Raw genomic sequence first — 19,717 nt, forward strand, 5'->3', positions numbered from 1 at the left:
CGTACTGAAACTACTGCTGAAGATACTCCTGCGAGCATTGATCTGCTGGCGGGTAGCAATGATGCAGATGGCGATACGGTCACTGTCGACTCAGCTTCTGCCCTGAACGGCACGGTATCCGTGGATGCCAACGGTGTTGCTACCTACACGCCAAATTCCGACTTCAATGGCACCGACACCATCACCTACACCTTGAGTGACGGTAATGGCGGTACGGTAACCGAGACGATTACAGTCACTGTCACTGCTGAAAACGACGCTCCGACTACGCCAAGTGGCCGAACTGAAACAACCGCTGAAGATACCCCGGCGTCTATTGATCTGCTGGCCGGCTCTGCCGATGTAGATGGCGACACTGTTACCGTCGACTCCGCCTCGGCTCTTAACGGTACCATCACCGTCGATGCCAACGGCGTTGCGACCTATACGCCGAATCCGGACTTCAACGGCACCGATACCATCACCTACACCGTGAGTGACGGTAACGGCGGCACCACGACGGAAACCATCACGGTAACGGTTACTGCTGAAAACGATGCCCCAACCAACAGCACCAGTGGCCGTACGGAAACCGTAACGGAAGACACCCCAGCGGCTATTGATCTGCTGGATGGCATTACGGATGCCGACGGTGATGCCCTGACCTTAGACGCGGCAGATGCGCTGAACGGCACGGTTACGGTGGATGACAATGGCGTAGCAACCTACACCCCGAATCCGGACTTTAATGGCACCGACACCATCACCTACACCGTGAGTGACGGTAACGGCGGTACCACGACGGAAACCATCACGGTTACCGTCACCGCTGAAAACGATGCCCCAACCAACAGCACCAGCGGTCGCACTGAGACCGTAACGGAAGACACCCCTGCGGCTATTGATCTGCTGGATGGCATTACGGATGCCGACGGCGATGCCCTGACCGTAGACGCTGCAGATGCGCTGAACGGCACGGTCACGGTAGATGACAATGGCGTAGCCACCTACACGCCGAACCCGGACTTCAACGGCACCGACACCATCACTTACACCGTGAGTGACGGTAATGGCGGCACCACGACGGAAACCATCACGGTTACCGTCACCGCTGAAAACGATGCCCCAACCAACAGCACCAGCGGTCGCACGGAAACCGTAACGGAAGATACTCCGGCGGCTATTGATCTGCTGGATGGCATTACGGATGCCGACGGTGATGCCCTGACCGTGGACACTGCAGATGCCCTGAACGGCACGGTCACGGTGGATGACAACGGCGTTGCCACCTACACGCCAAACCTGGACTTCAACGGCACGGATACCATCACCTACACCGTGAGTGACGGTAGCGGCGGTACCACTACTGAAACCATTACAGTCACCGTCACCGCTGAAAACGATGCGCCAACCAGCAGCACCAGCGGCCGCACCGAAACCGTGACGGAAGACACTCCGGCGGCTATCGACCTGTTGGATGGCATTACGGATGCCGACGGTGATGTTCTGACCGTAGACGCGGCAGATGCGCTGAACGGTACGGTCACGGTAGATGACAACGGCGTTGCCACCTACACGCCAAACCCGGACTTCAACGGCACGGATACCATCACCTACACCGTGAGTGACGGTAGCGGCGGTACCACTACTGAAACCATTACAGTCACCGTCACCGCTGAAAACGATGCGCCAACCAGCAGCACCAGCGGCCGCACCGAAACCGTGACGGAAGACACTCCGGCGGCTATCGACCTGTTGGATGGCATTACGGATGCCGACGGTGATGTTCTGACCGTAGACGCGGCAGATGCGCTGAACGGTACGGTCACGGTAGATGACAACGGCGTAGCCACTTACACGCCAAATCCGGACTTCGTTGGTGAAGACACCATCACTTACACCGTTGATGACGGCAATGGGGGCACCATTACCGAAACCATCACCGTGATTGTGGAAGGTGTAAACGACAATCCGGTTGTTGCGGATCTCGATAATGTGTCGGTGGAGGAAGACACCCAGGTTGAGATCGACATTACCGATCAAATCTCTGATCCGGACGGCACCACTCCGCGTATTGAGGAAGTCACCGCAGGTGCCGGAACCGCAGAGGTGTCTGAAGACGGCACCATCACTTACACACCACCTGAGGATTTCACCGGCACCGATACCATCGAGCTGGTAATCACCGATGACGAAGGTGGCCAGACAACCACCACCATCGTGGTGGATGTCACCCCGGTCAACGATGCACCGGTTGTCGACAACAATCCTGATGTTGTGGAAGTGGTGGCTGCCGAGCCAATCGAGATCGATCCGATCACGATTGTATCCGACCCGGATGGCGACGAACTGACGCTCGAATCGGCCACGTCTGACCAGGGTACCGTCGAGATTACCGACGACAACACCATCATTTTCACCCCCGATCCTGACAGCAGCGGTGAAGGCATCATTGAGTTCACTGTGACCGATGGCGAAACCACCGTTACCGGCACGATCCCGGTCGACATTGATGGTCCTGCGTTTGTCACAGAGGCTCAAGATTCAGACAGTGACATTCCTGTCCCGGAAGCGGCAGAACAGGTTGAACTGCAATTGGACGACTATTCTGAAGTATTACTACAGGCCGTTGACGGCGTGAAACGTCTGAACGGTTTGGCCGACCTCAGCAGTGGTTCTCCGACTGCCGCTTTGGTGGCCAGCCTGGGGAATGGTGATACTCAAACGGTTGAGCTGGGAGCCACAGATAACAACATCATGCAGCAGGCCGTGGGCGACTTGAATGAAAGTGCCCGTACGCCGCTGGATGTCACGGAAGACGTTGCAGGCATCAGTGATACGGATGCCGCAGAAACCATTGAGCAGCGCGGTACACCGTCGGAACAGTTGGCCAAAGCGCCACTGGGACGCCAGTTGGAAACCGCCGATAACCAAACCCGAGAGGCTATGGAACGAATCTATAAAATTCTGAGTTAAACCCTGACACAGGGAAGGGGTGCTGCTTTGCGGCCGACCACTGGAATACTGCTTACCACATCAGTCCTGATGCTGGCGGGCTGTGCAACCAAAATGCCTGAGATCGACTACGGTCAGCAGGCATTGGAAGCCTACGACCGGGTTGATGCAATCATTGCCAAACAGGAACCGGTCGAAGGCGCCATTGGCTTGTACGAAGCCATGGCGCGGGCACTCAAATACAACCTCGATGAAAAGATCGAAGAAGCATCCATGCTGTATCGAACCGAGCAAATGGAGTCGGTACGGCTTGGCATGCTGCCAATCATTCAGGGTAATGCCCAGTGGGGTGGCCGTAGCAACAAGGCGGCGTCCAGCTCGGAATCCCTGCGTACCGGTACGGAATCGCTCGAACCCTCGTTTTCCAGCCCGCAGCAAGGTTACACCGCCGATCTGACGGCCAGCTGGAGCTTGCTGGATTTTGGCTTTGCCTACATTCAATCCCAGCAAGCGGAAGACGAACTCACCATTGCCCGTCAGCAACGGCGTAAGGTGATTAACCGCATTCTGGAAGATGTCCGTACGTCATACTGGCGTGCGGTCTCGGCCGAGCGGACCCAACAGCGTCTGTTGAAGCTGGAAGCCGATGCCATTCAGGCGTTGGGTAAAGCCCAGGAGCTGGAACAGCGTGGACGGGTGTCACCGCTGGTGGTGCTGGCGTATCAACGCGAATTGCTGCAAATCCAGGCCAACGTACAAAAACTGCAACGGGAACTGCTGCTGTCCAAGCGTCAGCTGGCGGCCCTGATGAACCTGTCTCCCAACGAACGCTTTTCACTGGAATTACCAAGCCGCAGCGAAGTGGCCCCCGACCTGCCCGGTTCTGCCACCCAAATGGTGCTGATTGGCCTCAGATACCGCTCGGAGCTGGCCGAATCCTTTCTGCGCCGTCGAATCAACGAAAAAGAACAGCAGCTGGCATTGGTGAAAGCCTTGCCCAGCTTCACCTCGGTATTCGGCCTGAACTACGACAGCAACCCGTTCCTGTACAACAACCAATGGCAAAGCTACAGCGCCCGTGTGTCCTGGGATCTGATGTCGCTGTTCCGCTATCCATCGGAACGCGATGCGGCCAAAGGCGAGGGCAATTTGCTGCTGGCCCGTGAGAACTCACTGGTGATGGCCATCATGACCCAGATTCATGTGGCACGGGCCCGCTTTATTCGCATGAGTCATGAGCTGCGCACCATTCGCCTGAAGCACGAAGTGCAGTCGCGCATCCTGCAGCTGAGCCAATCCCAGGCCAACGTCGGCTTTCTGGGTCAACAGGATCTGGTGAAGGAATACATGACCAGCATTCTGACCGAAGTGGAATACGACGCGGCCTTCGCTGACTTGCAAAACGCCTACGCCAACCTCTATGCCTCCATGGGTCTGGATAACTTTGCCTTTGATCCAAACAGCGGCGAAAGCGTCACTGACCTGGCCGCGCGGCTGGAAGACCACTGGACCGAGCAGGCCATCACCCTGCCAGAGCCTCCCAAACGCATCCCGCAGTTGGATGAACAGATAGAAGCGGAAAACAGCGCCTCCATGAGCGCCGTCGGCGGGCAGGGCAACCTCAGCGACGCAGAATTCCAAAAGCGGTTACAGGCTTTTCTGGGCGAAAACGCCGAACAACCGGATTCAGTTACTGACCCGGATGCCGATATAGAAGATGAGACCGACGATGACGCGGCTCGTGATGAATCGCTCAAGCAAGGTAACGACAGCGACGTGTCATTTGATCGCCGTCGACTGCAATTCCAGAATGGAGACAACTGATGAAACACGTGTTAGCGCTACTGATGTTGCTGGTGCCGCTGGCCGTGCAGGCCGATCGGGTACTGCAAGACGGTGGTCTGGTAGAGCCATTACGGCCCTATCTGTACGACTTCGAACAGCAGCGAAATCCATTTGTGGGTAACGTCACACGGGGCGTACTGCGCTCCACCCGTTCGTCGACCCTGTCGGCGCAAATCAACAGCCAGGTACTGAATGTTCCTTACCGCGAAGGTAAACCCTTTTCCAAGGGCGACTTGCTGGTGGTGTTTGACTGCGCCTTGCCGGAGGCCCGCCTGAAGGCGGCAACCGAAGCCGCCGAAGTGCTGCGCAACCGCATGCTGATCTCGCAGGAACTGGCCAACTTCCAGTCGATTGGTTCCTACGAGCTATTGGAAGCGGAGTCTGCCTATCGTCAGGGAATCTCCGAACAGGAGGCACTGCAAATTCAGGCCAACCACTGCGAAGTGCGAGCGCCGTACTCCGGACGCGTTCAAAAATGGCTGATCATGCCTTACGAACTGGCAGCTCCGAACCAGCCATTGATTGAGATCGTTGATACTCGCCGGCTGGAAATTGAACTCATCATCGACTCGGTACGACTGCCTGATGTGCTGAAGTCGCCTGAGTTTGAGTTCACCGTCGACGAAACCGGTACGGTTCTTAAAGGCAAGGTGGTGCGCAGCCTGCCGGAAGTCGATCCCATCAGTAAAACCGTCAAGGTTATTGGCCGTATTCAGGGGGCGTTTGCCAGCACGGAATTGCCGGGTATGAGCGGCACGGCAACCTTCGATTTACAGGAAACCGCTGCATTGAGGCAGCCGCCAGCGGCGGGGGAGTGAGGCATGGGAAACATGAATACAGGTGCCAGCGACAACAGCGCCCGCCCAGCGGCAAATCAGGCGGCGATGTCGGCAATGAAACTGCTGGCCTTCGAAGCCGATGTACGTCAGCAAAGCACCCGTGACGACTTGCTCGGGCATCTGCTGAACCAGTCGCGCTCTGTGTTGGACTGCAATCAGGTCATGCTTCTGCGGCCATCCGGTCGCGGCTGGCATGTGGAACGCGCCTCCGATGTCCGCAGTGTGGATTCCAGTTCGGAGCTGGTCAGCACGGTAGAACATCTGGTGAAAGAGAGCTGGGATCTCCGGGGAACCGATGAAAGCCGGCTTGAATTTACTCTCGAAGGTGACCAGAAGGGCGTCTCTGAATATCCCTTTCCTTATGGCTGCCTGACCTGTCTGGGCGATGCCGAGAACCCCAACACCCTGCTGGTGCTGTTTCTGCGGGAAACCCCATTCAATGAGCAGCAGAAGGCCCTTATCGAACGACTGTCTGACGTCTACGGACACGCGCTGACGGCGGTGTCCGGCCGTCGTCATTTTGGCAGTGGCGGCAGTTCGAGCCGTTGGTGGCGACGTGGTTTGTTGCTGTTTGCCATCGCGGTTGCCTGCATTCCGGTGCATCTGTCGGTACTGGCGCCCGTCACCGTATTGCCCGCCGATGGCTGGCAGCTGAAGTCGCCGCTTAATGGGGTCATCCGCCGTATGAACGTGGCCCCCAATGAGACGGTAAAAGCCGGTGACCTGTTGCTGGAATTTGAAGACCTGGAGCTGCGCAGCAGCGCCAGTCTGGCACGGCAGGAGCGGGCTATTGCCAAAGCCCGGGCCGAGCAAGTCAACGTTGAAGCCTTCTCCAGTCAGGACGCTGCTTATCTGTTGCCGATTCGACAGGCCGAGTACCTGCTGGCGGAAGAAAAGGCGCGCTATACCGAAGCCAAGTTCAAACAAGCCCGTATCTACGCGCCGATGGACGGCATGGTGATGTACTCCTCTCGTCGGGATTGGGAAGGCAAAAGCGTGATGGTTGGGGAAGAAATCCTGCAGGTTGCGACAGGTAAGAAGATTCGCTTCGCCATTGACCTGCCAACCTCGTCTGCGGTGCAGGTCAGTACCGGACAATCGGTGCGGGTGTTGTTGAACGACAGCCTCAATGGCGGCTTACCCGCCAAGCTGACGGTCATCAGCTACAGCCCGGTGGTGTCGGACGCTGGCGGTATGGTGTATCGGCTGATGGCTGAGCTGGATCAATCGCGTTTGCAGGCCGATGCTCCCTTACCGCGACTGGGCAGTCAGGGAACCGCGCATTTAACCGGCGAGCGGGTACCTCTGATTTATCAGTTGGTACGCCACCCTTTGCAACTGCTGCGTCAGCAGATCGGGTGGTGAGCTATGGCAACCAGCTTCAGCCTGACCGAAGGCTTGCAGGGAGCGACCCGGCAAGCCGCGTCGCAACAGGACCCGCGTGACTTTGAACCCTTGCCGCCACTGCGCCAGGAGCTGCGTCTGGAAGCTGCTCCGGCCGCTCGTGACGGCAGTCGACGCTGGCACTTGTTCGATCCACTGAATAATCGATTTTTTATCGTTTCTGAACTCGATGTGCAGTTATTGCGTTATTTCGGCGATATGACCCGTGACTCCGTCATTCGGGCGCTGGAAAACGAAGGCTACGACGATGCCCGCAACCGCTTGCAAAGCCTGGAAGAGTTCCTGGTCGATAACGGCTTGCTGGTGGATCACCGCCCGGCGGAGCCAACACCGGTGTCCCCGGCGGTGTACATCCCGCTGTGGGACCCGAAACCGTTTTTGGCGCCGTTTGCCAGCTGGCACAAGCGCCAGTGGCGGGTGTACATGCTGGGTTGGAAGATTCTGACACTGGTCGCACTGTTGTTGATTTCTGAACAGTGGCAGGAGTTTCTCGACACCTTCTCCTACTTTTTTAATTGGCTGGGCCTGCTGGCGTATTTGTTGGCTCTGGTTGTGCTGAAGCTGGTGCACGAAATGGGTCATGCGCTGGCCGCCATGCGCAGCGGGGCACCGCCCGGCAAGATCGGGGTGGCGTTTATCTTTGGCTTCCCGATGGCCTACACCGAACTGGATGGTGTGGCCCGAATTCGCAGCCGTCGCAAACGCATGATGGTGGCCGCCGGTGGCGTGTACGCTGAAACCATGGTGGCAGGCATGGCCTTGCTGGCCTGGGCGGTACTACCGGACGGCGTGATGCGCAGTCTGGCGTTTGTGCTGGCTACCACCAGTTTGGCGACGTCCTTGCTGATCAATATGAACCCCTTGTCGCGTTTTGACGGCTACTACTTTTTGGCCGACTGGTGGGGCAAGGAAAACCTGCAAACCCGCTCTCTGGAACTGCTGCGCTGGCGCGTCGCCAGTCTGTTTTTGGGCCACAAGGCCATGGCCAGTGTGCCCGATGCCACTGACGATCCGGACAAGCGCTGGATGTTGCTGTACGGCTGTGGTGTCTGGCTTTACCTGATGCTGGTGATGTCGAGTCTGGGGTACCTGATTTATGAATTTATTGCGGTTTGGTTGGGCCTGTTGGCCTGGGGAGCGATTGCTGTGAAATTTTTGATCATGCCGCTGGCTCGTCTGACAGGGTCCGGTTGGCAGCAGCGCCGGGCCATGTCGATTCGCCGCAAAGTGATTCTGCTGGGGCTGTTCGGAGCTTTTCTGGCGGGCATCTTTATGCCGCTGGACGATCGGCTGGTGGCACCGGCCGTTGCACGCTACGAATTGCAGCATCGTTTTCTGGTGCCCCACGACAGTCGGGTCACGTCGTTGCGGGTCGCCAATGGTGAGTGGGTAGAAGCCGGTCAGCTGTTGCTGACACTGGAGTCGCCAGCGCTTGAGCACCAGCTCAGAACTGCTCGACTGGACGGCGAGTTGATTCGTCGGCGCATGCACCGGGCCTCCGCAACCGATCTGGACCGGGTCGAGTGGCAGGTGCTGAACGAGCAAATCCAGCAGGCCAGTGTCGAGATTGAGGCCATCCAGAACCAGATGCGGGCCTTGCGGGTGGTTGCCACGGCGGCGGGACGGGTTGAAAACCTGCCATTGCAACTGAAGCCGGGTGACTGGCTGGCAAAAGACAGCGAGCTGCTGGAAATCAAGAATCCGGCGGTGGTGGAAGTGTTGGCCTATGTGCCGGAAAACTACATGAGTCGGCTGCGTGACGGCGTCGAAGGGCTGTTTATTGCCAACGACCCTGAATTACCGCCGCTGGCAGCCAGCCTGCAGCAGGTGGATGCTGCTGCGGTGGAATCCCTTGCGGAGCTGCAACTCAGCTCTAATTTTGGTGGCCCGGTAGCGGCCTACCAAAACGCCGACGGAGCTCAGGTTCCGGTGCAGGCGTTGCACATTGGCCGCTTGACGGCGGCCGGCAGCGATTGGCCAGCGGATTTGTCGCTGACCGGAAAAATAAACATTCAGGTAGATGCGGTATCTGTTTGGCAGCGAGTGGCCCGCCACGTGTGGAGCATCCTGCTGACGGATCTGGAGGGATAGTCCTATGACGATCAGTCGTCGACGTTTGCTCAAGCAGGGGCTGGGTGGTCTGGCAGCAGCCAGTCTGCCGCTGTGGAGTTATGCCGAGGAGGGCAGTCAGGCACTGCAGCCGGGCTGGGAACGCAAGTTTGGAGTGGCACCCAGCGGCAAACCTTCGGGTCGCATTTTGACCGCCTTTGGTGAAGAAAGCCTGGCATCGCGGCTGGCTCATGCCGGTGCTGAGCAGATGCAGAAGTTCTATCCCCCGATCGAATATCAGCACGTCAGCATGCCGGGGGATAACACCATTCGGGCGACCCTTAATGCCAAATACGCACCGGCCGATGGCACCACCATTCTGGAGGTGCATTCACCTACGTTTAACTCATTCCCGGCGCTGTATCGTGAGTTGCCTTATGCGCAAACCGACTTCAAACCGCTGGCCATCATGTCCGAATACACGCTGTTTTTCACCGTCGGTCCGGTGGTGGACGACTCGGTTGAAACCATTGACGACTACATCGACTGGGTGCGAGACAACCCGGAATACGCCTCCATGGGCTTCACCCAGTACGGTTCTCCCGGGCACTTTGCCCAGTTGATTTTTGCCCGCGCCAAACAACCGGCCATTCGGCCACAGCCGTACCGTGAAACCGCCATGATGGTCGAGGACATGCTCGACGGGGTACTGGCTGCCGGTATGGTGATTGGCGGGACTCGTCTGGACTTGTATGAAAACGATACCTTGCGGGTCTTGGCGACCACATCCCGGACTCGCTATGGCGATTGGGATCATGTTCCGACATGCCGCGAGCAAGGCATCGACGACATGGACGTCGGCGGTTGGTACGGCTGGTTTGTACACCAGCAGGTCCCCGACGCGATTTACAGCGAGCTGAAAACCGCAGTGGAATTCACGGTGTCTGCGCGCGACTATTCAAAGTTGCTCAGCGCGAATGCCCTGCAACCCTCATACGACACCGACTTTGAACTCTTCTTCCGGCTGGAAGAAGAAGCCGAAAAGTATCGGGCACTGGCTCAGTCTTTCCGGTTGGGTAAGGTGTAGAGGCCCACTATTCGACCGTGCTATGCCGCACTGCGGCATAGCACATTGCTTGAATTTTCACGCGGATTCTTCGCATTTTAATCCTCTCTTTAACTCTTTCTTTACCTGTGTCTTGCCATTCTTGACCGTACCAAGTTGGGTCTGGGGGCCCGCTTTGTTATTCAAGCGTCAGGATCAATCAGGAAACCCTGTGTTTCTATGAATAAAAACGCCTGACATTCACTGAATGTGAATTGTTCTTACTTGTATTGTGTTTTATTTTTGCGCGCTTTCCGGCCGCTGCCGGACGTGTTGAACAGGAAAGGGGATGGTTATGACCTTGGCAATGGACAAGGTGCTGTTAAGCGGACGGGTACTGGCGGCCGCGGTTGGGGGCTATGCCCTGTCAGTTGTGATTTGCTTGCTGTTGGGGCAAGCCATGGAGCTGACCGACCGCGAAGCCCAGACCTTTAACAGCATGGTATTTTTTCTGGTGTATCTGGTGCTGGTGATTGTGATGTTTTCCATCGCCTCCCATAAAAAAGCCATTCTCGGAATGATCATCGCCAATGGCGTGGTGTGGGAAATCTGGTACGCCCTTGGAGGTGCTCTGTGAAAGGAGGACTGCGTAAATCCATGACCTGGCTCCATACCTGGAGCAGTCTGATTGTTATCTGGTTGCTGTTTGCCATCTTCCTGACCGGCACCACAGCGTTTTTCAAAGACGAAATCACCCACTGGATGACACCGGAACAGCACGCCTCGGTACCCTCCGAGCACACGCTGGATGTGGCGGTCGAGCGGCTGCAAAGCGTGGCACCTTTTGCCCAAAGCTGGAGCATTAACCTGCCGGACGATCGTAGCCGTACCCTGGGCCTGAGCTGGCTGGGCGAAGGCGAAGAACAGCAGCGTCGTCGTGGGCCGCGTGAAGAACTGGACGCTGGTACAGGTCAGCCTATTGAAGGCCGGGAAACCGCTGGCGGCGATTTCCTCTACCGCTTCCACTTCGAGTTGTGGGCCATTCCTCGTGACATCGCTCGTACCATTGTGGGTGCCGCGACCATGCTGATGTTCATTGCCATCATCAGCGGCATCATCATGCACCGTAAGATTTTTGCTGATTTCTTCACCTTCCGTCCGGGCAAGAAAACCGCTTCCTGGGTCGACGCGCACGTGGTGGGCAGTGTTCTGGCGCTGCCATTCCATATCATGATTACCTTCTCTGGATTGATCCTGCTGGCGGGTACCTTGCTGTTCTGGCAGGGCGGTGGTCACGGTGGCGGCGGCGGTGGACAAGGCGGTCAAGGAGGCCAGGGCCGTGCACCGATGGAACAACCAGGTGGCCCACAAGCGGGTGCCGAGCGCGGTGGTGCTGAGCGTGGAGGTGCTGAGCGTGGAGGTGCTGAGCGTGGAGGTGCTGAGCGTGGAGGTGCTGAACATGGTGGGCAGATGGCTATGCGTGAAGGTGCAGTGAATGGTCAAAACCCTGAAGGACGTGGCAAGCAAGGTGGCCATGCCGATATGGCAGCACTCAACGAAGTGGCCAGCACAGGTCGTCAGGGCCGCCAACCAATGGCTGACGGTGCCGGCGAACGTGGCCAACAACGCGTTGGCCGAGGTGAAGCCGCTGGTAACGGTGCCTCCGGTGACGGTATTCGCGCAGGACGTGGTGCCCGTGCAGAAGGTGAAGGCCCTCGTGGAGAACGCGGCCAGCGTCGTCAGGCGGTTCAGCGTGAAGCGGTTGAACTCGACTTGCGTGCCATGCTGGCGGTTGCTGAACAACGTTGGCAACAACCAAGCTACAACATTTCCATCAGCAAGCCGATGACCGAGGACGCTCAGGTTACCTTGCAGCCAGCCCATCGTACCAAGCTGAACAATGGTAAATGGGGTGTGCCATCGATGACCTTCGACGCCAGCGGCAACGTGGTTGAAGAAACCGCGACCCCGGAAGCCGACTCGGTGCTGGGTGCCTTGCGCGGCATGTTCAAGATTCTGCACGAAGCCAAATTTGCCGATATTTTTGTGCGCTGGATGTTCTTCTTCTCGGGCGTGCTGGGCACTGTGATGGTGGGCAGTGGCGCGCTGTTGTGGAGCATCAAGCGTGAGCGTCAGCAAGCCGGAAACAAGGGCTTTGAGCTGGTCAGTGCCTTGAACCTGGCGGGTGTTGCCGGCTTGTTTGTAGCGCTGGCAACGTACTTCTGGGCTAATCGCTTGCTGCCGGTCGAAATGGCCGAGCGCCGCGATGCCGAAATCTACTGTTTCTTTGCAGCCTGGGGCCTGTGCTTGCTGCACGCTGCGGTCCTGCGTCAGAAACAAGGCTGGTTGATTCAGTTGTCGATTGCAGCAGCCATGTTCCTGTTGCTGCCAGTGCTCGACTTTATGACCTCGCCGGTAGGCTTCATTGGTGCCGTTGGCGGTGGTGACTGGATGCGCCTGAGCTTTGACCTGGTGGCCTGGTTTACGGCGGCGGGCCTGACCACGGCGGTGCTGCACCAACGCAAGAAAGCCAAACAGCCACAACGTGGCAAGCGCAAGGACAGCAAGCCTGCGAAACCACAATTGAAGGAGGGCCAGGCATGATTGTGCTGACGATTTTGGTGCTGGTGCTGGGTTTTGTGCACTTCGCGGTATCGACCCGCTCGTTCTACAAAGTGGTGTTTGGCAAAGGCTTCCCGAGCAAGGCAGCCCGTAACTGGCTGCATTTGGTGGGGTACGGTTATCTGGCACTGGGGCTGTGGCTTTGCTATCAGTTCCGCCAGGACCACGTGGCGATTCTGATCTGGGTTGGATTGCTGCATCTGGCGGCTGTTCTGGTTGCCATGATGCTGACTTACGCTCCGGCCCTGTTCAAACAGAGCTGGCGCTTTGGCTGCCTCGGACGCTTGGGGCAGAAGTGGTTGGCATAACGCAATAGCGATAAGCTCGCATCGAAATAAAACCGGCAAATTTGCCGGTTTTTTTATGTTCGGAATTTATAGAGGGTATATGTGGCTGTTCTTCTTCTGATAATTGTCAGGATTAAATAATCTGAGGGTGGGGTGGTGGTCGTGTTTTTATATGTATCCCGGTGTCATTAAATGTCGGATTCCTAAAAATTCGATGGGTCTTTTTTTAGCTGTTTATTCACTGTTTTTTATAAGGGTATTTGGGCTAGTGTCTTTGTTGTGTGTTTTTACATTTATTTCTACATGTTCAGGCTGTTTTCAAAACGGATAAACAGCGTTTCTATGCAGATTTTTCCTCACAAACCCTGACGGTGCCTGACGTTTTGATGCGTTGTAAGACCTGATGATTCAAATATTTATTAATTTTTGTTTTGTAAATATATGACGTGTTAATAGCAACGGAATGTTGCAAATAAACAGCATAATAATTAATGCGAATTGTTTTTATTTCGATGTTTTGCGGTGGTACGCTGCGACTCCTTTTTTGAGCCTTTGCTCATATCTCTGACGAATTAATTTGCTCTGCATTATATAAAGGAGTTTTGAATGGCCCCTTCCCGACACTCAGTATTTCTGGCAACCCTGTTGCCATTGGCTGCGGCAATTACAGCGGTTAATGCTCATGCAGCAGATGACGGTTATGACGACCCCATCATGCTGGATACCCTGAAAGTAGAAGCCGCGTCCGAAAAGCTGAAACAAGCCCAGGGGGTGTCGGTCGTCACTGAAGAAGACATGAAGCGTCGGCCGGTATCGAACGATATTTCCGAGATCGTGCGCACCATGCCGGGCGTTAACCTGACCGGTAACTCCAGCACCGGTCAGTACGGTAACAACCGTCAGATTGATATTCGTGGCATGGGCCCGGAAAACACCCTGATCCTGATTGACGGCAAGCCGGTATTGTCGCGTAACTCCGTCAAGATGGGCCGTTCCGGTGAGCGCAATACCCGCGGCGACAGTAACTGGGTACCGGTCGAAATGATCGAAAGCATCGAAGTGATTCGTGGCCCGGCAGCGGCCCGTTACGGTTCCGGTGCGTCCGGTGGTGTGGTCAACATCATCACCAAGAAGCCAGATACCGGCATGGCGCAAATCTCTGCTCAATACGAAATGCCGCAGAACTCTGACGAAGGTGCCAGCAAGCGTCTGAACATCCTGATGGCAGCGCCGATGGGCGACAACGCCTCCTTGCGCACTTACTTCAACTACAACAAGACCGATGGCGATGATCAGTACGTCAACGCCGACGATACCGTTGAAGGCAGCAGCATTGCCGCCGGTCGTGAAGGGGTGATCAACCTCGACTGGAAATCGACCCTGACCTACCACGTTAACGACGAAAACAGCGTCGACTTTGATGTGGCCCTGAGCAAACAAGACAACATCTACGCTGGTGACAACTCCTTCCAGGGTGTGGAAAACAGCGATTACACCACCAGCAACATTGGCAGCACCACCAACAAGATGGACCGCAGCACCGCCGCCGTGACCCATCATGGCAGCTACGATTTTGGTAAATCCTTCAGCTACATCCAATACGAACGCACGGTTAACCAGCGTTTGGGTGAAGGCTCGGCTGGTGGCGGTGAAGGTGCCATCAACAGCGACGAGTGGACCACGGTTGAGATGAAAAACGTCAGCGCCAAGTCGGAGTGGGATCTGGCCTTTGAAACCCATACGCTGACGCTGGGTGCGGAAGTTCGCTACGAAAACATGTACGACGACGTCAACAACCAGACCGATGCGCGCGTGGCAGATGATGTTGATCTGGGTGATACCGAGCTGAATGCCGAAGACCGTGATCCGGAAACCGATGCGCTGTTGCTGGGTATTTACGTCGAAGACAACCTGCAACTGCTGGACAGTCTGACCGCCACCGCGGGTCTGCGTTATGACCACCACGACATCACTGGCAGCAACTGGTCCCCAAGCCTGAACCTGTCCTGGGCCACCACTGACGAACTGACCTTCCAGGCCGGTGTGTCCAAGGCCTTCAAAGCGCCTAACCTGTACCAGCTGAACCCGAACTACGTTTATGCGACTCGTGGTAACGGTTGTCCAAGTGACTACCCAAGCCTGGGTGGCGGTTGTTCGATTCTGGGTAATCCGGACCTGCAAAACGAAACCTCCATCAACAAGGAAATCGGTTTCAACTACCTGGCGGCGTCTGGCTTCAACGCCGGTCTGACGTACTTCCACAACGACTACAAAAACAAGGTCAGTACCGAAGGGACTGATCCGGTTTACACGGTTGCAGCCTCAACCGGTGATGCTGCTGACAGCACCCAGGTATTCCGTTGGGACAACATTCCGGAAGCCGTGATTGAAGGTATGGAAGGTAACCTGATGGTGCCAGTGGGTGAGACCATCGACTTCAGTCTGAACGCCACCGTGATGCTGGATTCCGAAAACAAGACCACTGGTGAGCCGCTGTCTCTGGTACCGGATTACACCATCAACAGCAGCATCACTGCTCAGCTGAGCGACAGTGTTGAATCCACTCTGAGTGCGGTGCACTACGGCCGTACGCCAAGTGCGACCACCACTACCAGCGGTGATGAAGTTGAAAACCAGGAAGATCGCGCGCCGTACACCATCACCAACCTGGCGATGACCTGGATGGCACCGAACGATTTTGACGTTACCTTCTCTGTGAAAAACCTGCTGAACGCCTCGGTAAAACGTGAAGGCACGTCCCTGAACGCCGGTGCCAACACCTATAACGAACCGGGCCGTAGCTTCCTGGCAGGTTTCACCAAGAAGTTCTGATCTGCTTCGGGATTAACACTCAGCCACAACGCTGTGTTTCATGATGATTGGCCACTCCTTGCGAGTGGCCTTTTTTTTGCCCGGATTACAGGAATTGTCTAGCAAAAAATGGTGCTAATAGATAGCTCTATTAGTGGAAACTGATCGTTTCTTAATGAAAGCAAATATACAAATGATAATGATTTACATAATACTTCACATGAGTGTTAAGATGCGCCAACTTTTATGACACTCGTTGCTGTAAGTTGACAAATTGTGACCTACAGCACTTCAAAAGGAGTCCTGGATGGCACGCTCTCGCAGTTCTGTAGTGTTTGCAACACTGCTTCCCCTGGCCGCCGCAATCACGGCAATCAATGCACATGCAGCAGATGACGGATTTGAAGATCCGATCATGCTGGATACCCTGAAAGTGGAAGCGGCTTCCGAGAAGCTGAAGCAAGCACAGGGTGTGTCGGTAGTGACCGAAGAAGAGCTGCGTCGTCGTCCTGTTTCCAACGATATTTCAGAAATCGTTCGTACCATGCCGGGCGTTAACCTGACCGGTAACTCCAGCACCGGTCAGTACGGTAACAACCGTCAGATTGATATTCGTGGCATGGGCCCGGAAAACACTCTGATCCTGATCGACGGCAAGCCGGTTATGTCCCGTAACTCCGTCAAAATGGGTCGTTCCGGCGAGCGTAACACCCGTGGCGACAGTAACTGGGTGCCGGTTGAAATGATCGAAAGCATCGAAGTGATCCGTGGTCCGGCAGCGGCCCGTTACGGTTCCGGTGCATCCGGTGGTGTGGTGAACATCATCACCAAGAAACCAAGCGAATCCATGGCGCAGATTTCTGCCCAGCTGGAGCGTCCGCAAAACAAACTGGAAGGCGGTTCCCGTCGTTTCAACGTGCTGGTGGCTGGCCCGGTCAGTGAGAAAGCCTCCCTGCGCACCTACATGAACTACAACAAGACCGACGGTGACGATCAGTACGTCAACGCCGAAGATACCGTCGAAGGCAGCAGCATCGCCGCCGGTCGCGAAGGTGTGAGAAACATCGACATCAACTCCACCCTGAGCTACCAGCAGGACGAGCGCAACAACTGGGATGTGGAAGTCGGCGTCAGCAAGCAGAACAACATTTACGCTGGCGATAACTCCTTCCAGGGTGTTGAGCGCAACGACTACACCATCAATAACATTGGTGGTACTACCAACAAGATGCAGCGCGCCACCGCCGGTGTGACTCACCATGGCAGCTACGACTTCGGTAAAACCTTCAGCTACATCCAGTTCGAGCGTACTGTTAATACCCGTCTGGGTGAAGGTAATGCTGGGGGCGGCGAAGGCCTGATCAACAGTGACGAGTGGACCACGGTGGCGATGAACAACATCAGCGCCAAATCCGAGTGGGACCTGGCGTTTGATACTCACACCCTGACCCTGGGTGCTGAAGCCCGTTACGAAACCCTCAACGATGGTGTTAACAACCAGAACGGCATTAACGTTCCTGAAGGCACCGATCTGGATGGCACGACTCTGGATGCTTCCGAGCGTGATCCAGCCACCGAAGCCACTCTGCTGGGCGTGTACCTGGAAGACAACCTGCAGCTGGGCAGCATGCTGACCGCAACTCTGGGTCTGCGTTTTGACCACCACGACGTAACAGGTAACAACTGGTCTCCAAGCTTGAACCTGGCGTTTGCTGCTACCGACGAGCTGACCTTCCAGGCCGGTGTGTCCAAGGCGTTCAAAGCCCCTAACCTGTACCAGTTGAACCCGAACTACGTATACACCACCCGTGGTCGTGGTTGTCCTACCGATTACCCAAGCGGCGGTGGCGGTTGTTCCATTCTGGGTAACCCGGATCTGGAAAACGAAACCTCCATCAACAAGGAAATTGGTTTCAACTACCTGGCGGCGTCCGGTTTTAACGTGGGTCTGACCTACTTCCACAACGACTACAAGAACAAGGTAAGCACGGAAGGTGAAGCACCGCTGTGGTCTGTTGATATCGGCGAAGGCGACGACGGCGTGATGGATTACACCCAGGTCTTCGTATGGGGCAACATCCCGGAAGCCGTGATCGAAGGTATGGAAGGTAACCTGTTGGTGCCATTCGGTGACACTGTTGACTTCAGCCTGAACGCCACTGTGATGCTGAACTCCGAGAACAAGAGCAACGGCGAGCCGCTGTCTCTGGTACCGGACTACACCATCAACTCCAGCATCACTGCGCAGTTGACCGACAGCATTGAGTCCACCCTGAGCGCGGTTCACTACGGCCGTACGCCAAGCCCGACCTACACCACTGGTGGTGGCGAAGTGGCGAATCAGGACGACCGCATGCCGTACACCATTACCAACCTGGCAGCGACCTGGATGGCTCCAAACGATCTGGACGTGACGTTCTCCATCAAGAACCTGTTCAAGACCGAGATCAAGCGTGAAGGTACTTCCCTGAACGCCGGTGCCAACACCTACAACGAACCGGGCCGCAGCTTCCTGGTGGGCTTCACCAAGAAGTTCTGATCCCTGTTCGGATGTTTTCATGATGAATTGGCCACCCAATCGGGTGGCCTTTTTTATGCCTGTTGGCCAACCCGAAATCAAAGACGGTCGCGGCGATGGCCGGGTGGGGCGTGGTGCATCAACGACGACTGCAGGGCAATGATGCGAGCATCCTGTTTGTGTAATACCCCTTTGAACGACTCGTGGTTATTTCGCACCCGGTAGGCCAAATCTCCCAAACCGCCAGGGAACAGAGCAACGATCAAGGCCCGCGGAGCATCGCCGGGATCGAGCTGATAGCGGCGCAAAAGCAGCACCCGACTGATATCGTCGTTGGGGGTTAGCTGTTCGAAACCGGCCACCGCAAGGTCCCGAAAATGGCTTTTGACATGCTGGCCAAAACGCGAGATCAGCCGTAAATGAAAATCCAGATAATCGTTGATGTCTTCAATGTGCTGCTCGAATTCCGCTTTGCTCAAACGGCCGTTCTGGTCGTCGTCGAAATGGCGTAACTGCACATGATCAAGGGTGGTGGTAACGGTTACCGTGCGGCCGTTGACCAGAACGTTCAAGCGTTGGTCGGGCCCTCTGAGGTCAGCGATCTCTATTCTGGCATCAGCCATCACGATGCCCGGCAGCAACCACAACAAGGTGGCCAACAGAAACGGCAAGCTGCGAAAGAAACCAACCAGTGCCCATATAGTGAATGGATGTGACATACGGCAAACTCTTCAGCGATAAATCAGGTGATGGAAGAGTCACAGGGTCAGGCGGGATTGAGCGTTTGCGGTTCGGTGGGCTGGCGAACGGTAATCGCAACCTGGTCGGAACCGGTGTTACCGCCATCCGTGGCAGTTAACTCAAACACAATCGTCTGGTTGTTTGCGGGCGCGACAAACCGTACCTGGCCACTGAACTGCAGCAGCGTCACCGTCGCCCCACCAACCTGATGCCAATACAAGGAACCAGCATTGCTGGTGCCGCTGAGAATCACGGTAGTGCCGGTAACAACCACCTTGTCGTAACCGGCATCCACCGTGATTGCACGACGCCCCTTGCGTCCATGATCTTCCGTGAAAACAGTCCCGATGGGCTTAATCAGCGCTGCTTGCCGGCTTTCGGGTTCGGCTGCCTGACTGGCTGACGTTGTTAACAGCAGCGCGCAAAACACCTTATGCATGAAGCAGCCTCTTCTGAATTAGCCCACAGGTAATAGGGGACATCTATCTAATCCGGTGCTCGCTCTGGACTACCGGATGGTTTCGAATCACGAAGCCGACTTGCAGGCCTGACGGGTCAAGTCAAAAGTCGGCGACAAAGAGTCGAGATCATCCGGCAGCCCCCGCAGGGCGCGGGTTGCCGC

Annotated in this window: 13 protein-coding genes; 11 read left to right on the forward strand and 2 right to left on the reverse strand. The window is 56.1% G+C overall.

The window, feature by feature from the left end; translation table 11 throughout:
- The 11 genes from G516_RS0119640 to G516_RS0119690 all read left to right on the forward strand — a co-directional run.
- On the forward strand, positions 1-2,955 hold a 2,955-nt coding region (locus G516_RS0119640), incomplete at its 5' end, for an Ig-like domain-containing protein (protein WP_028295089.1).
- Positions 2,956-3,048: 93 nt separating this feature from the next.
- Entirely contained in the window at positions 3,049-4,758 is a 1,710-nt protein-coding gene (locus tag G516_RS23480) for a TolC family protein (protein ID WP_169449562.1), read from the forward strand.
- A complete protein-coding gene (locus tag G516_RS0119650; protein WP_028295090.1) occupies positions 4,758-5,597 on the forward strand; it encodes an efflux RND transporter periplasmic adaptor subunit in 840 nt (279 codons plus the stop codon). Before G516_RS23480 ends, G516_RS0119650 begins: the two co-directional genes overlap by 1 nt.
- 3 nt (positions 5,598-5,600) lie before the next feature.
- The gene (locus G516_RS0119655) at positions 5,601-6,983 is read left to right on the forward strand and encodes an HlyD family efflux transporter periplasmic adaptor subunit (RefSeq protein WP_084645270.1); all 1,383 of its coding nucleotides are present in this window, start codon (positions 5,601-5,603) and stop codon (positions 6,981-6,983) included.
- Between the two features lie 3 nt (positions 6,984-6,986).
- The gene (locus G516_RS0119660; protein ID WP_028295092.1) at positions 6,987-9,113 is read left to right on the forward strand and encodes an HlyD family efflux transporter periplasmic adaptor subunit; all 2,127 of its coding nucleotides are present in this window, start codon (positions 6,987-6,989) and stop codon (positions 9,111-9,113) included.
- A 4-nt stretch (positions 9,114-9,117) separates the two neighbouring features.
- Entirely contained in the window at positions 9,118-10,158 is a 1,041-nt protein-coding gene (locus G516_RS24190; protein ID WP_028295093.1) for a tripartite tricarboxylate transporter substrate-binding protein, read from the forward strand.
- 313 nt (positions 10,159-10,471) lie between these two features.
- The gene (locus G516_RS0119670) at positions 10,472-10,753 is read left to right on the forward strand and encodes an iron transporter (RefSeq protein ID WP_156879120.1); all 282 of its coding nucleotides are present in this window, start codon (positions 10,472-10,474) and stop codon (positions 10,751-10,753) included.
- Positions 10,750-12,720: a PepSY-associated TM helix domain-containing protein gene (locus tag G516_RS24195; protein ID WP_156879121.1), complete on the forward strand. Its 1,971-nt coding sequence runs from the start codon at positions 10,750-10,752 to the stop codon at positions 12,718-12,720. Before G516_RS0119670 ends, G516_RS24195 begins: the two co-directional genes overlap by 4 nt.
- Positions 12,717-13,046, forward strand: coding sequence for a DUF3325 domain-containing protein (locus G516_RS0119680; RefSeq protein ID WP_028295095.1), 330 nt, complete (start codon positions 12,717-12,719; stop codon positions 13,044-13,046). The genes G516_RS24195 and G516_RS0119680 overlap by 4 nt, the downstream gene beginning before the upstream one ends.
- Positions 13,047-13,631: 585 nt before the next feature.
- On the forward strand, positions 13,632-15,857 hold the full coding sequence (locus tag G516_RS0119685; protein WP_028295096.1) for a FepA family TonB-dependent siderophore receptor: 2,226 nt from the start codon (positions 13,632-13,634) through the stop codon (positions 15,855-15,857).
- 286 nt (positions 15,858-16,143) lie between these two features.
- Entirely contained in the window at positions 16,144-18,375 is a 2,232-nt protein-coding gene (locus tag G516_RS0119690; protein WP_036537634.1) for a FepA family TonB-dependent siderophore receptor, read from the forward strand.
- A gap of 77 nt (positions 18,376-18,452) precedes the next feature.
- Here G516_RS0119690 and G516_RS0119695 read toward each other — a convergent pair whose 3' ends face one another.
- The gene (locus G516_RS0119695; protein WP_028295098.1) at positions 18,453-19,073 is read right to left on the reverse strand and encodes a hypothetical protein; all 621 of its coding nucleotides are present in this window, start codon (positions 19,071-19,073) and stop codon (positions 18,453-18,455) included.
- A gap of 47 nt (positions 19,074-19,120) precedes the next feature.
- On the reverse strand, positions 19,121-19,534 hold the full coding sequence (locus G516_RS0119700) for a PKD domain-containing protein (protein WP_028295099.1): 414 nt from the start codon (positions 19,532-19,534) through the stop codon (positions 19,121-19,123).
- Positions 19,535-19,717 lie beyond the last annotated feature (183 nt).

This window comes from Oceanobacter kriegii DSM 6294, assembly GCF_000422845.1.
Lineage (GTDB): Bacteria > Pseudomonadota > Gammaproteobacteria > Pseudomonadales > Oceanobacteraceae > Oceanobacter > Oceanobacter kriegii.

What these genes read in the sequence shown, in the direction of transcription:
- G516_RS0119695 (WP_028295098.1), bottom strand. Translation starts at nt 19,073, where the DNA reads ATGTCACATCCATTCACTATATGGGCACTGGTTGGTTTCTTTCGCAGC.
- G516_RS0119670 (WP_156879120.1), top strand. Translation starts at nt 10,472, where the DNA reads ATGACCTTGGCAATGGACAAGGTGCTGTTAAGCGGACGGGTACTGGCG.
- G516_RS23480 (WP_169449562.1), top strand. Translation starts at nt 3,049, where the DNA reads ATGCCTGAGATCGACTACGGTCAGCAGGCATTGGAAGCCTACGACCGG.
- G516_RS0119655 (WP_084645270.1), top strand. Translation starts at nt 5,601, where the DNA reads ATGGGAAACATGAATACAGGTGCCAGCGACAACAGCGCCCGCCCAGCG.
- G516_RS24190 (WP_028295093.1), top strand. Translation starts at nt 9,118, where the DNA reads ATGACGATCAGTCGTCGACGTTTGCTCAAGCAGGGGCTGGGTGGTCTG.
- G516_RS0119690 (WP_036537634.1), top strand. Translation starts at nt 16,144, where the DNA reads ATGGCACGCTCTCGCAGTTCTGTAGTGTTTGCAACACTGCTTCCCCTG.
- G516_RS0119660 (WP_028295092.1), top strand. Translation starts at nt 6,987, where the DNA reads ATGGCAACCAGCTTCAGCCTGACCGAAGGCTTGCAGGGAGCGACCCGG.
- G516_RS0119700 (WP_028295099.1), bottom strand. Translation starts at nt 19,534, where the DNA reads ATGCATAAGGTGTTTTGCGCGCTGCTGTTAACAACGTCAGCCAGTCAG.
- G516_RS0119680 (WP_028295095.1), top strand. Translation starts at nt 12,717, where the DNA reads ATGATTGTGCTGACGATTTTGGTGCTGGTGCTGGGTTTTGTGCACTTC.
- G516_RS0119685 (WP_028295096.1), top strand. Translation starts at nt 13,632, where the DNA reads ATGGCCCCTTCCCGACACTCAGTATTTCTGGCAACCCTGTTGCCATTG.
- G516_RS0119650 (WP_028295090.1), top strand. Translation starts at nt 4,758, where the DNA reads ATGAAACACGTGTTAGCGCTACTGATGTTGCTGGTGCCGCTGGCCGTG.